This window comes from Ruminococcus sp. 5_1_39BFAA (genome assembly GCF_964240875.1).
In the GTDB taxonomy this organism is placed as follows: Bacteria; Bacillota; Clostridia; order Lachnospirales; family Lachnospiraceae; genus Blautia_A.
Map to the genome: position 1 here is coordinate 171,233 of NZ_CAXSVO010000002.1, position 12,811 is coordinate 184,043.

The following is a 12,811-nucleotide window of genomic DNA, read 5'->3' on the forward strand; positions in this document are numbered from 1 at the left end:
TAGAAAGGAAAAGCTGCTGTACCGCAGAATATTTTACACACCAGTTTTAGAATGCGAGAATGAAGTATGGGAAATAAGGACTGCTTTTACGGTGTAGTAAATCGGAATGGAGGAAATTCATGGGTCAGTAAAAAAAATACCGGGGCCACAGCATATTGATCTGACGATATGCCATGGCCCCATATGTATGCTGTTATACTAAAAAATTACTGTTCGTTGCACTTCAATATATCCTCGTAAAAAGCATTCATTTCTTTCCGGGAACTGAATACTGCCACGTACATCTGATTTCCCATAGCACCGGAAAGAACATCCGGGATACGCTCCATCATCTTCATATGGGAACCGTATTTCTCGATGATATCGCTGTGGCTCATGGAAAAGTCCTTTCCGTCACGTCTTCCGGCAAACGCGCAGTAGGCATGTTTTCCAACCGGCATGGTGGAACGGTCGAAAGCGATCATATCTGCCCAGATCTTGTACACATCTGTGCTGTGGGCAAAATCGATCATGTCAGGGGTTACGCCGCCGCTGGGGCGCATGTTTACCTCAAGAGCAACCAGATCGCCCTTTTTGCCTAAGCCTTCCTGGTCTTTCAGAAGACGGAAAAATTCAAAATGTACAAAACGGCTTTTTACACCAAAGCTCTTTACGGTAGCACGTCCGGCAGTACGGGTATCATCCGGCAGATCCTTCAGAATATAGAAAATGGAATTATCGGATTTATTTACAATATCCATAATGGACATTGGCGTGATGTTTCCGGTCTCGAACATAGGCTCACCGTTGGAGTCGATAATGGCATCATAGGAATTCACTTCCCCGTTTACAAATTCCTCCATAATGTAGGAAGTATCCGGCCATTTGAGCTGGAAAAACTGCTCCATCTGCTCAGCATTTTCAATCTTGAAGGTATGAGAAGCGCCTACGCCGTTATCCGGTTTTGCAACCACCGGAAAACCAACCTCATTTGCGAAAGCCATACAATTTTCCAGAGTATCGACCATATGGTAGCGGGCAACCGGGATTCCGGCTTTGATATAAAATTCCTTCATGCGGGATTTGAATTTTACATTAGGAATATCCGATACCTGGAAGCCGCTGGTGATATTGAAATCTGTCCGCAGCTTGGCATCGCGCTCCAGCCAGTATTCATTGTTGGATTCCAGCCAGTCAATACGACCATGCTTGTGGATGAAAAAAGCTACTGCGCGGTATACCTCATCCTCATTTTCCAGATTGCTGACTTTGTAATATTCATTCAGACTGTCTTTTAACTCTGCAGTTAATTCATCATAGGGCTGGTCGCCGATTCCCAGGACATTCAGGCCATTCTTTTTCAGTTCACGGCAAAACATCCAGTAGTTTGTAGGGAAATTTGGGGAAATAAAAATAAAATTTTTCAAAGCTTACTTACCTTCCTTTTTCTTAAGTTTACCTTTCACCCAGCAGATAGGGAACAAAGTATTCTACCTGCCGATACCACCAGTACCAGTCATGGCTGCAGTCAAAACCCCAGAAATCCACCCAGGCATGAATATCCTTTTCCGTCAGGATGGACTGGAGATGTCTGGTGGAATCCGGAAGCTCCCAGGGGCCTTGTCCGCAGCAGATAACAGCTTTTTTCATATTATATAGTGGTATATACGGGTGATCAGGGGCCATGTTTTTCAAATAATGGATGGGGGAATTTTCATATACCAGGTCATCCATGTAGGAATCAAAGCCATACTCAGCACTGTAGATTCCGCTGAGAGCCAGAAGTCCGTCAAACAGGTCAGGGCGGCGGAAGAACAGGTTGGCAGCATGGGTAGCGCCAAGGCTGCAGCCAAACACCATGACACCGGGATATCCGGTCCAGCCGTTGCGTTCGTTGGCTATGTTGCGAAGGAAAGGCACGATTTCATCTGTAATGTGGCGGATCCACTGTTCATGGCGGCAAATACGCCACCGTGGATCATTTGCTTTATCAGACCATGTTTCTGCATCCAGGGTATCAATGGCACATACCATGATTTTGCCACTGTCGATCCAGGGAGCCCACACGTCTGTCATGTGGTAATTCTCAAAGTCGTAGAAACGGCCATCCTGGCAGGGAATAAAAATAACGGGTCGTCCTGCATGACCGTAAATTTTACATTCCATATCCCGTCCAAGAGCGGGGCTGTATTGTTTATAATATTGCGTTTCCATATTTTCTCCTTATCTGCGGTCATATTTCAGGAATACAACAGAGTGTTCATAAAGAAAGGAATCTGTTTTTCCCAGCTTGCTTCACAGTGCGTTCCGCCGGGGACGATCCGGCTTTCCACCAGCATCCCTTTTTCTATAAGCTGGGATGAAATTCTGGCAAACTGACGGCGTATATTGGCGTGATTGCCCATTTCCTTCTGCCCGTAGTCCATGTAGAGAACGGTGTCAGGCTGTATTCTTGCACTTCTGATCATCTGTTCCAGCTTTATGGGGGACACCCATAGAGAGGGGGAAAGGGCAGCAGCCCTGGAAAAGTAACGGTTGTATTCCAGCAGAGCGTACAGGCTCATCAGTCCGCCCATGGAGCTGCCTGCGATGTAAGTATGCTCCCGGTCCGGCAGTGTCCGGTAACGGCTGTCGATTTCCTTTTTAAAGGTATGTACAAACCAGTTCATGGTCAGTCTTCCACGGGCATCTATTTTTCCTATTTTCGGTTCCGAAAAAGGAAAGGGAGTGTATTCCTTCAGACGTCCGTTATCAGGGCTGTGATTGCACTCTACTGCGGCAATGATGAGCTGGGTGTTGGTGTAATCCATATATTCCTTCATGCCCCAGCATTTGCCGTAGGTGGCATCAGAGTCGAAAAATACGTTGTGACCGTCAAACATATAAAGAACCGGATAGCGTTTATCAGGCTCGTAGTCGTAGGATTCGGGAAGATAAACATAGACGCCCCGCTCCTCGTCACCTGTCAGCTCCGGAATGGTGACATTCCATTTATGTACCATAGTTGTCTCCTTTCGGTGTAGCTAATTCACTTTACTATAGCACAGAAGTAAAGAAAAGGCAATAAACTAAGCTTCGTTTGGATCACAAAAAACGTCTGCACAGCGCGCTTGCCATGCTTCGGGAAGTCAGCGGTGAACAGCAGAGAAGCTTTCAATAAACTCCCACGCGGATTTTGACAACGGCACGGTCTTCAGGTAGCAAAGGGAAATCTGGGTAGAGACTGCAGGGGTGATCTTTACCACTCGGAAGGGAAGCTCCTCAGGCTCCTGCGGGGCAGAATTCGGGGGACATTTTACGTGCTGGTCCATGAGAAGAGCGATACAGTTTCCATAGGCAACCATGTCAAAGATGCTGTCCAGCCGATGGCTGTCAAAAACGATATTGGGGATGAAGCCCGCCTCCTGGCAGGCGGAACGGCACAGGTCGTAAATCATGGAGCTTTCCTTTAAAAAACAGAATTTTTCGTTCTGAAGGTCACGCAGGGTAAGCTCCTGTTTGTCAGCCAGAGGATGGTGACTGGGCAGAAGGGCGACGAGCTGGTCAATGATATAGGGAATATGTACGATACCCTCTTCGGTTTCAAAGATTTCTTCAGTAGAGTGTCTTGCCTCACGTAAAAAAATCAACTGACATTTCTGGTCAAGCAATAATGACCTTAAATTCTTAGGGTCATCCTCAACCACTTTGAAAAGAAATTCCGGGCATTTTTTCTGATGTTCCAGAAGCAGCCTGGTGATCCGGTACTGTGCCATGACCGGGATACTCCCTATGGTCACAAGGGATTGGCTGCAGTTTTTCATTTGAAGGAGCATGGACGAATAATCAAACTGGGTGCGGGTGATGGACTGGGCATAAGGGAGAAAGGAAGTGCCGTATTCCGTCAATTCAACCTTGCGGGTAGTCCGTTGGAACAGAGGTACCCCCAGTTCATTTTCCATGGCTTTGATATGCTTGGAAAGGGTAGACTGGTTCATAAAAAGCCGCTCCGCAGCTTCCCAGTAATTTTTTGTTTCTGCCAGTACGGCGAATTCTTTAAAGTAATTAATATCCATACGTTCACCCTCATATTAATTCCATTTTTGACTTAATGATAACGAAAACGGAATTGGTTGTCAATCTGGTTCAAATTATAATTTGTTTAAAGAAATAGCGAATTGGAAAGTTAGAATGGAAAAAAGGGGAAAAAATGGATACCATTACGATCACAAATCACACAATGGAATTATCAGATTGTAAAGATAGCTGGTTTTTTGACGAGACATATAAGTGCTGGTGTTTGGAGGATATTTTATATACAGAGAAGGCAGAAACTCCAAAGTTCCAGCGTCTGAGTATTTTTGTGCCGGAACCTTATATGAAGGAAAAGGGAGAACTCGATCTGGAAGGCAGGATGAACGGATATACGGCAAAGACAGTCCCTGTTATTTTCGGCAATAATTCTTCGGGATATATGCAGATGCCCCACGTATGGCTGGGAGGTCCGAGGTGTTCCGCAGAACAGTATTTAAAACACGGATTTGTCTATGTAAGCTGCGGAAACAGAGGAAGCGAATCCCGGAATGAAAAGGGAGAATGGTGCGGAAAATCTCCTGCAAACCTGGTGGACTTAAAGACTGCCATCCGTTTCCTGAGACATAATTCCAAAGCAATTCCGGGAAACCTGGACAGGATCATTTCTGTTGGCTGGAGTGCAGGCGGAGCCATGTCTTCTCTTCTGGCTGTTACGGGAAATAACAAGAATTTCGATTCCTATCTGGAAGAAAACGGCGCTTTTATGGACGAGAGAGATGACGTTTATGCAGCGCAGATGTACTGCCCGATCATAGATCTGGAACATGCGGATCTGGCGTATGAGTGGATGTTCCGGGCAGATAAAGAAAACGAGAATTCCCCGGCAGGTCCTGCTGGCGTTATGACTCCGTTCCAGGAAGCGCTGTCTGCCAGATTGAGTGGGAAATTTATTTCGTATTTCAATGGATTAAAGCTGGAAAATCCGGAGACCCATGAGGTGCTTTCCATTCATGAAGACGGCAGAAGCGGCAGCGGCTATGACTATCTGATGGATCAGATCAATAAATCTGCTTCCATATTTTTACGGAAGCTGGAGCAGGGTGAGATTGAGGAATGCTGTTCCGCAGAGGATTATCTGAAAAGGAAGGAAAAGACCGCATGGCTTACATGGGACGGAACGGAAGCGAAAGTATCGGATCTGGATACATATGTGCTGAATCACAGAAGAAGAATGAAACCCTGCACATCCTTTGACACTCTGGAAATGAACAGCGGAGAAAACCGTTTATTCGGTTCAAAGGAGAAGCATTATCTGCATTTTAACCGTGATATCGCAGATGCTATTGCGGATTTAAAGGAGGCATTTCCTGAAGAATATGGAAAATACTATGCTTCCTATGCGGAGTGCGCGGATGATAAGGAACAGGAGAAAAGGATTTACCTGATCAATCCGCTGAATTACATAGGAACAGAGGAAAAAAGCGATATGGCGTCCCATTACCGTATCCGTGTAGGCGCCAGCGATGCGGATACGTCCTTTATGGTGAGCATGATCCTTGCACTAAAGCTGAAAGCGGCAGGAAAACCGGTGGATTATGCTCTTGTCTGGGATAAACCGCATTGTGAAGCGGATTACCCGGGTGAAATATGCAGATGGATCGATGAAATTTGCAAGAAGAAGGAAAAAACAGCAGGCCCTTTAAAGGGCCGGGAGCTGCATCTTGGGAAGGGAGAAACGGTATGAATTTAAAAGAAAAACCATTTTATCTCAGTGATAAACAGATAACATGGGTCGAGAATACCTTAAAAGAAATGACGGTTGACCAGAAAATCGGACAGTTGTTTTGCATTTTGGGAGATGCCTACGAAAAAGAAGAATTGAATCGTCTGGTAAAAGACCAGGGGATCGGAGGCGTGCTGTTCCGGCCTGATGAATTGAGAAAAATACAGGAGAAATACAGCGCCCTGGACGAGTATGCAGAAATCCCATTATTAAAGGCTGCCAATCTTGAGGAGGGCGGCGCAGGCGTTCTGACAGACGGCACATATTTTGGGACACAGATGCAGGTGGCTGCCGCGGGAGATATGGAGTGCACTGCAAATTTTGCCAGAGTATGCGCTGCAGAAGGAAGGAAAGCAGGAGTAAACTGGACATTTTCTCCGGTAGTGGATATTGATTACAACTTCCGAAACCCCATTACCAATGTGAGAACCTTTGGAAATGACCCGGAAAAGGTTCTGGAAAATGCTGCGGTGTTTGTAAAGGAGCTTCAGAAGCACGGGATCGCGGCATCCTGCAAGCATTTTCCGGGAGACGGTGTGGATTACAGGGATCAGCATCTGCATCCGACCTACAATGACCTGAGTGCGGAAGATTGGTTTTCTTCCTATGGAAAAATTTATGAGAGCCTGATCAAAGACGGTCTGATGAGCATTATGGTAGGGCACATTGTGCAGCCGAATGTGATCCGTGCAGTCAATCCCAATGCCGGACAGGAGGAAATGCTTCCTGCATCTTTAAGCAGAGAAATGCTGACAGGGGTTTTGAGGGAAAAATTCGGTTTTCATGGGGTGATCATTACCGATGCCACCATTATGGGCGGTTATACCATGGCAATGCCCCGGAAAGAGGCAATGCCTGCAAGCATTCAGGCCGGATGTGATATGATCTGTTTTTCCACCGATATTTACGAGGATATCCGGTACATGAAAGAGGGTGTGGAAGCGGGACGGTTGTCTGAAGAACGGCTGGAGGAAGCAGTTACCAGGATCCTTGCGCTTAAGGCAAAGGTCACAGCAGAGGCGAACAGGAAAAATGAGGCGGATGAGATATCCTTTGCCCAGTGTCAGGCATGGAGCAGAGCATGTGCGGACCGTGCCGTAACGCTTGTGAAGGATACGCAGAAGCTTGTGCCTGTACGGAAAACAGAATATCCGAAAATCAGACTGGTGATCGTGGGGGAAGACACAATATACGACGGCAGCTTAAGGGAAACGGCAAAGGAGGTTCTGGAGGAAAAGGGCTTCCGGGTTGAGCTTTATGATCCTTTTGAAGATGATCTGCATGGATGCGCGGCTTTGCCTCAAGACAGGCTGACCTTGATATTGGCAAACTGTCCTACTGCAAGCAATAATACTACAGTAAGGATCAATTGGTGTCCGAAGCATGCCCTTGAGATTCCAAGGTTTGTAAACGAAGAAAAAACAGCGTTCGTTTCCTTTGCAAATCCTTATCACCTGCAGGATATTCCGCGAGTGCGTACCTATATCAATGCGTATACGGCTACAAAGGCAGCCGTTACGCTGGCTGTTGAAAAACTGATCGGGATAGGAACATTTACAGGAGTGAGTCCGACAGATCCATTCTGCGGTCTTTGTGATACACATTTTTGATAGGAGAATAATCGCCTGCGCGGGGTAAGCCGCGCAGAAAGCCTGGAGATCATGCGGCCGGATACGAAAAAGCAGATTATAGGATCGGAAGTATAGATGAGCTGCTGCAATTAGCGGATTGTTAAAATTGGAGAATGATATCGGCGCAGGCTCGAATTTATTTATGCAAAATGTGAGAAAAGATTGAAAAAAGTTGGATTGATTGAGCGAATTGACAGATGATAAGATGAAGCTACCAAATAATAAACGTCATAATGCACAAATTATTTTGCGGAATAAAATAATAGCATGCAAACAGGCGAAATACAAGGAGGAAACAGGATGAAAAGAAAAGCGTTAATGGCTTTCATGGTAGCTTGCTCAATGGCAGTTAGTGCGGTACCTGCCGGAAGTTGTATGGTTGTCCTGGCAGAAGAAGGCGGTCCTGGCGGAGGAGAACAGGGCGGCGGTCCTGGAGCTGGCGGAGAGCAGGGCGGCGGCCCTGGTGGCCAGGGACAGAGTGCGGACGCTTCCGGAAACCAGTATTTTGAATCATTGAATGCAGACGAAGTCAATATCCAGGATACCGGAAGCTATACGATCCAGTTGAAGGCAAAAGAGGGCTGGCAGTTTGATGTAGCAGATAATACGGACGTGACAAAATGGATCGTAAATGAAAATGATGAGCCTGCATTTACAAATGACAGCGGTGTTGCATTTGCTGTAAACGGCGAAGATTTTGCCCTGAATATTACCATTGATGCGTCTCAGATCGCCGGATTTAATACCAATGGCTCCGGTGAGCTGTATGTGAAGCCGAATGGCGGGATCCCGCTGGTTGTAGAAGGCGAAAACCATGGACAGTATCAGGTTGTTTCCGAAAAAGCCGGTGTTTATACAATCCCGGAAGTGGAAGTTGTGGGTACTGTTGAGGGAACAAGTCAGAAGGGTGAAATTGAGTTAACCGAAGATACCGTTACAGTTGCCCTGAGACTTGACGGTGTGGATGACAGTCTGATCGACAGCAGTGCTGCTGTGGTACGGCTGCTGGAAGGCGATGGATATTATCTGTCTGATTATCAGTTCAACGATGATACCTTGACAGGAGAATGGGCTGGCGGTGAGACGACATACACCCTGAGCACAGAGAAATTCTCCGGAAGCTTTTCAGAGCTTGGCGGTGATGGAAACGGAAACTATTATGCAAATATCGGCGTAGGCGGTCTGACCTATAACGGACTTCCTCTTGCTGAAGCCGCCTTCCGTGTACATATGTATGCGTTCGGACGTACCTTTACTATTGAGAGCAACGGCAGTCTGATCAATGATACGCAGCCTTTATGGTCTACTACTACTGAGAATGGAATTCCTGTTCTGTGTGATGCGTACCCGGACTATCTGAATATTACCTGGCCGATCGACTTTGATGCGTCTGCTCTGGCAGCAGAAGACTTCACTCTGACTATGCGCAGCGATTACGGCGATGAGCTGGTTCTGGAGCCGGGAACAGATTTTACCGTAAAAACAGAAAAAGACCAGACAACGATTGCAGTGAACTATATTTACTGGGCAAATATTCCGGTTTACAAGGTCCTGAACGTGGCTGTAAATACGGAAAAACTGACCTGGGACGAGCAGAAATATACGGTTGACACCATTTCTCATGATTATGATATTGCCAGCGTATACTCCTACTTTATTATGAGCGGCGGCATGCAGGGTACCCAGAAATGGACCTACTACGGCGTGGATGGTCTGACTGATTGGGAGCAGGCATTTATAATCCCGACCTATACTCTGAGCTATACAGATGAAAACGGTGTGATCAGCTACTATGCACAGGATGAGAATGGCAACGGTATCTTTACCACTGCAGCAGATGAGGCAATGTCCTTTGATTCCAGAGAGGATAATCACTGCCAGGTTGTAGATAACACAGGCTCCTTTGAGCGTGTATACGATCAGACTGCAGATATGGAAGTGGACGGCGTGACTTATACATTTGATAAGGTATATGCAAATGCTGACAATATGCCGCTTGACCCGGCAGACTGTACGGGACTTACCGCACAACCAGGTTATGTAATGGGCGACAGTTGGGAAATGCATGGAAGATGGCCATGGCAGACCTTTGTTAACACAGGCTACCAGGGCGGAACAAAATAAGCTTTAACCATATAAAATTACCGTAAATAAAAAGGGTATCTTTCAAGTCATGAAATGACTTTTGGGATACCCTTTTTCATATCAAGGGAAATGCTGGCGCAAATCTAACTGATCCCAAGTGACTTATAAAACTTCAAAAACTGTCTGGCGGTAGGATTCAGGGACTGTTCAGATTTATATGCCAGAAGGATACTGGTGGTAAACTGGGGAACCACATCAATAATGGCAACATCCTTTGTGTCAATAAAAGAAAGGGGCTGCTTTGTAAGAAGCCCGATGCCCATCCCGCGGCTGACCAGATCCAGGATATTTTCCGCACGGTGTCCGGTAAAAGCCACATTCGGGGAAAATCCGGCAGCTTTGCAGGCGGAGATGGCAAGCGTGTGCATCATGGAGCCTTTGGCAAGAAAGAGAAAGGATTCCCCCTTCAACTGGTCCAGAGTGACAACCTGAGAGGATGCAAGAGGATGGTCTCGGGGGAAAACAGCTACTAAATGATCCGTAAAATAGGGAAGTTTCTGGAATTCTCCCTCAGAGGGATCGCGAGTCCGGATGAAGGCAAAGTCGCAGCTTCCCTCACGGAGCATTTTGTCCAGCTCGGAGGTATCGGCGCCTACGATATTCAGATTATAATCCGGATGCTCATCCTGGAATCTGGAGAGAAGCTCCGTAATATGATATTGGGTCATAGTGGGAATCGTGCCAATGGTAATATTTCTGTTCTGGTTTTTGATCCGTTCAGACAGAGCTTTTGTATAGTCTGCCTGCAATGCCCGCATCTGTTTGGCATAAGGCAAAAACAGCCTGCCGAATTCATTCAGCTCGACCTTCCGGGTGGTGCGGTTAAAGAGCTGGACGCCCAGATCGTTCTCAACGCTTTGGATGTGTCTCGATAAAGTGGACTGGGACAGATACAGAGCATCCGCTGCCTCAAGATAATTTCCTATCTCTGCCAGTGTGATAAATTCATTGATATAATTAATTTCCATAAAACTTCCTCCCGTTTATCTAATGCTGACCGTAAATGAGAAAACAGTGCCATTTCCCGGTTTGCTTTCAACCCATATATTTTCTTCAAGTCCATCCAGGATCTCTTTGACAATGGAAAGCCCAAGACCGCAGCCTGCTTTGTTCTGAGGATTTTCGGATTTATAAAACCGGTTAAAGATCAGGGGCAGTTCATCATGGCTGATCCCACATCCGTTATCGCGGACATGGACAACGATACATTCTTTCTGTTCCTCAAAAGACACGTCAACCTGACCATTTTCTTCCCCGACAAATTTAGAGGCATTGTGAAGAAGAAGCTCCAAAACTCTGGATATCAGCGCAGGTGCTGTGTACAGCTCCGGACAATGGGATTTCTGAAAATCCATTGCCGAAAAGTGTACATCTATATCCGAAAAGAGAACCTCGTAGCGGTTCAGAACAGCGCCAAAAGCGTTTTCCGGCGTGACAGCTTCTTTCCGAAAGAGTTCTTTTGTACTTTGGAGCTTGGACAATTCCAGGATTTCCTGAACCGTATCCTCCAGGATATTTGCTTCCTTTAAAATCGTACTGTAGTAAAATAGCTGCTTCTGCGGATCCGTCACATAACCATCCAGCAGGGTGGAGCTTAAAGCTTTGATAGAAGTGATAGGGGACTTCAGTTCGTGGTTCATGCTGGCGATATAGGTTCGCTGCAATTGTTCCAGAGCGGCGTCCTTTTTGACGAGCAGATGATAAAAAAATAATAGCAAAAGGAAGATAAAGGTCCATACAGTGAAAAATATGATCAGATTATTTGGAAGATCTATCAATTCCCGGACAACAAAAAGAATTCCGGAAAGATTATCGTCCGCCTTAATAGGAGAAACGACAACCAGGCTGATGGAATTTCTGGATCTGGATTGCATGGACAGTTTCAGATAATCATAATACAGCCCCGTACCATGGTCTTTCAGGCGGTTCAGATATTTCTGCATATCAATATGGATGACAGTGTCTGAATAACCGGAGGTGTACTGGTCAAGACGGTTGCCTTCCAGATCACAGGCAATATAGTGCAGTCCAAAATGCGCTGTAATGCCGAAATCCTGTTCCCGGGAGTAGGCACTGGCTGAATCCTGGGCAATTTGGATCAGATCCTGCCTGCGACGAAAATAAGGAACGGCAAGCATAATGATTAAGCCAAGTATCATTCCTGTAAGATAAAGCGCCGTGATGACGAAATATGGAAGTTTCTTCTTTTTTTTCATTTATAATGGTGTATCCTCCAATTCATCTATTTTATACCCGATCCCATAAACGGATTGGATCGTAAAATGCGCATTCGCTTTGGAAAGTTTTGCCCGGAGACGCTTTATGATCGTATCCACAGCGCGCGTATCTCCGAAATAGTCGTTTCCCCATACCTCATCCAGGATCAGATCCCGGCTTTGTACCTTATCCGGTTCCCGGATCAGACATTGAAGGACAGAAAATTCCTTTGGAGTCAGATCCAGTGTTTGTTCCAGAATGACAGCCTTATAGGAAGCGGGATACAGGATGAGATTGGAGAAAAAAAGTGCGGAAGGTTCCTTCCTTGGATGAAGACGTTTCAGTATGGTGTTGACCCTGACCGTAACCTCCTTGGGTGAGAAGGGTTTCGTCACGTAATCATCCGCTCCAAGCTCCAGACCGAGAATCCTGTCATCCTCTTCGCTTTTTGCACTGAGCATGATAATGGGGATGTCATTCGTTTTCCGTATTTCCTGACATATGTCAGTACCGGACCGTCCTGGCAGCATAATATCCAGAATGACCAGATCGATTTTTCTGGTGCGCAGAGTATTTATCAGGTTCCGGCCGTCATAAAGAGAGATCACATCAATTCCGGTTTGGTTTAAATAGGTGGTGAGACTTTCATGGACGGCAATATTATCATCGCATATCAATACAGTGGTGTTACGCATCATTACATCACCTTTAGTCTGTTTTTACATTGAGTGTAATATTCTCTGGGGAATCCTTTGGCTAAAAAATACATAATTTTGAAAAAAGAGGATTATTTTTTACTATATTATCACATTTGTGCGAAAATTTCAAAGCGATAATGGGCAAAAATTACTAATTTTCGCCACAATTGCAAAATGCAGCTATGCTATGATGAATTTACAGATGAAGAGGCTTGCATTTCTGAAAAACATATAAGCATTCTGCTAAAGCAAAGAGAAATGAGTGAAAAAGATTTATGCAAAATGTGAAAAAAACGGGCTGAAACACGGATTGCTTGTGCAGTTTGATAAATGGTATGCTTAAG

10 protein-coding genes are annotated in these 12,811 nt (G+C 45.7%); 3 read left to right on the forward strand and 7 right to left on the reverse strand.

The genetic code is table 11. The annotated features are described in order from the left end of the window. Nucleotides 1-206: 206 nt before the first annotated feature. From ACESZH_RS03435 to ACESZH_RS03450, 4 genes are all read right to left on the reverse strand, one after another. Complete coding sequence (locus ACESZH_RS03435; RefSeq protein ID WP_373212477.1) at nucleotides 207-1,406, reverse strand: acetyl-CoA carboxylase biotin carboxylase subunit family protein; 1,200 nt, start codon at nucleotides 1,404-1,406, stop codon at nucleotides 207-209. A gap of 28 nt (nucleotides 1,407-1,434) precedes the next feature. Then, nucleotides 1,435-2,193, reverse strand: coding sequence for an esterase family protein (locus ACESZH_RS03440; protein ID WP_373212476.1), 759 nt, complete (start codon nucleotides 2,191-2,193; stop codon nucleotides 1,435-1,437). 26 nt (nucleotides 2,194-2,219) lie between these two features. Next, nucleotides 2,220-2,981, reverse strand: a complete 762-nt coding sequence (locus ACESZH_RS03445; RefSeq protein ID WP_373212474.1) for an alpha/beta hydrolase — start codon at nucleotides 2,979-2,981, stop codon at nucleotides 2,220-2,222. Between the two features lie 126 nt (nucleotides 2,982-3,107). Further along, the gene (locus ACESZH_RS03450; RefSeq protein WP_373212472.1) at nucleotides 3,108-4,034 is read right to left on the reverse strand and encodes a LysR family transcriptional regulator; all 927 of its coding nucleotides are present in this window, start codon (nucleotides 4,032-4,034) and stop codon (nucleotides 3,108-3,110) included. Between the two features lie 134 nt (nucleotides 4,035-4,168). Between ACESZH_RS03450 and ACESZH_RS03455 the strand changes: the two genes are divergently transcribed. From ACESZH_RS03455 to ACESZH_RS03465, 3 genes are all read left to right on the forward strand, one after another. Continuing rightward, nucleotides 4,169-5,737, forward strand: a complete 1,569-nt coding sequence (locus ACESZH_RS03455) for a subtype B tannase (RefSeq protein ID WP_373212470.1) — start codon at nucleotides 4,169-4,171, stop codon at nucleotides 5,735-5,737. Next, nucleotides 5,734-7,386 (forward strand): glycoside hydrolase family 3 protein, encoded by a 1,653-nt coding sequence (locus tag ACESZH_RS03460; protein ID WP_373212468.1) that lies wholly within the window; start codon nucleotides 5,734-5,736, stop codon nucleotides 7,384-7,386. The genes ACESZH_RS03455 and ACESZH_RS03460 overlap by 4 nt, the downstream gene beginning before the upstream one ends. A 321-nt stretch (nucleotides 7,387-7,707) precedes the next feature. Next, nucleotides 7,708-9,531: a hypothetical protein gene (locus ACESZH_RS03465; RefSeq protein ID WP_373212467.1), complete on the forward strand. Its 1,824-nt coding sequence runs from the start codon at nucleotides 7,708-7,710 to the stop codon at nucleotides 9,529-9,531. Nucleotides 9,532-9,635: 104 nt separating this feature from the next. Here the strand turns inward: ACESZH_RS03465 and ACESZH_RS03470 are convergent, their stop codons facing one another. Genes ACESZH_RS03470 through ACESZH_RS03480 form a run of 3 tightly spaced genes read right to left on the reverse strand, consistent with a single transcriptional unit; the run spans nucleotide 9,636 to nucleotide 12,467 of the window. Further along, nucleotides 9,636-10,520, reverse strand: a complete 885-nt coding sequence (locus ACESZH_RS03470; protein ID WP_373212465.1) for a LysR family transcriptional regulator — start codon at nucleotides 10,518-10,520, stop codon at nucleotides 9,636-9,638. A 15-nt stretch (nucleotides 10,521-10,535) separates the two neighbouring features. Then, on the reverse strand, nucleotides 10,536-11,768 hold the full coding sequence (locus ACESZH_RS03475) for a sensor histidine kinase (RefSeq protein ID WP_373212462.1): 1,233 nt from the start codon (nucleotides 11,766-11,768) through the stop codon (nucleotides 10,536-10,538). Continuing rightward, the gene (locus ACESZH_RS03480) at nucleotides 11,769-12,467 is read right to left on the reverse strand and encodes a response regulator transcription factor (protein ID WP_373212460.1); all 699 of its coding nucleotides are present in this window, start codon (nucleotides 12,465-12,467) and stop codon (nucleotides 11,769-11,771) included. Nucleotides 12,468-12,811 lie beyond the last annotated feature (344 nt).

Bases quoted from the DNA above. Each gene is read 5' to 3' on its own strand.
- ACESZH_RS03470 (WP_373212465.1), bottom strand. From the start codon at position 10,520: ATGGAAATTAATTATATCAATGAATTTATCACACTGGCAGAGATAGGA.
- ACESZH_RS03465 (WP_373212467.1), top strand. From the start codon at position 7,708: ATGAAAAGAAAAGCGTTAATGGCTTTCATGGTAGCTTGCTCAATGGCA.
- ACESZH_RS03460 (WP_373212468.1), top strand. From the start codon at position 5,734: ATGAATTTAAAAGAAAAACCATTTTATCTCAGTGATAAACAGATAACA.
- ACESZH_RS03440 (WP_373212476.1), bottom strand. From the start codon at position 2,193: ATGGAAACGCAATATTATAAACAATACAGCCCCGCTCTTGGACGGGAT.
- ACESZH_RS03450 (WP_373212472.1), bottom strand. From the start codon at position 4,034: ATGGATATTAATTACTTTAAAGAATTCGCCGTACTGGCAGAAACAAAA.
- ACESZH_RS03455 (WP_373212470.1), top strand. From the start codon at position 4,169: ATGGATACCATTACGATCACAAATCACACAATGGAATTATCAGATTGT.
- ACESZH_RS03480 (WP_373212460.1), bottom strand. From the start codon at position 12,467: ATGATGCGTAACACCACTGTATTGATATGCGATGATAATATTGCCGTC.
- ACESZH_RS03445 (WP_373212474.1), bottom strand. From the start codon at position 2,981: ATGGTACATAAATGGAATGTCACCATTCCGGAGCTGACAGGTGACGAG.
- ACESZH_RS03475 (WP_373212462.1), bottom strand. From the start codon at position 11,768: ATGAAAAAAAAGAAGAAACTTCCATATTTCGTCATCACGGCGCTTTAT.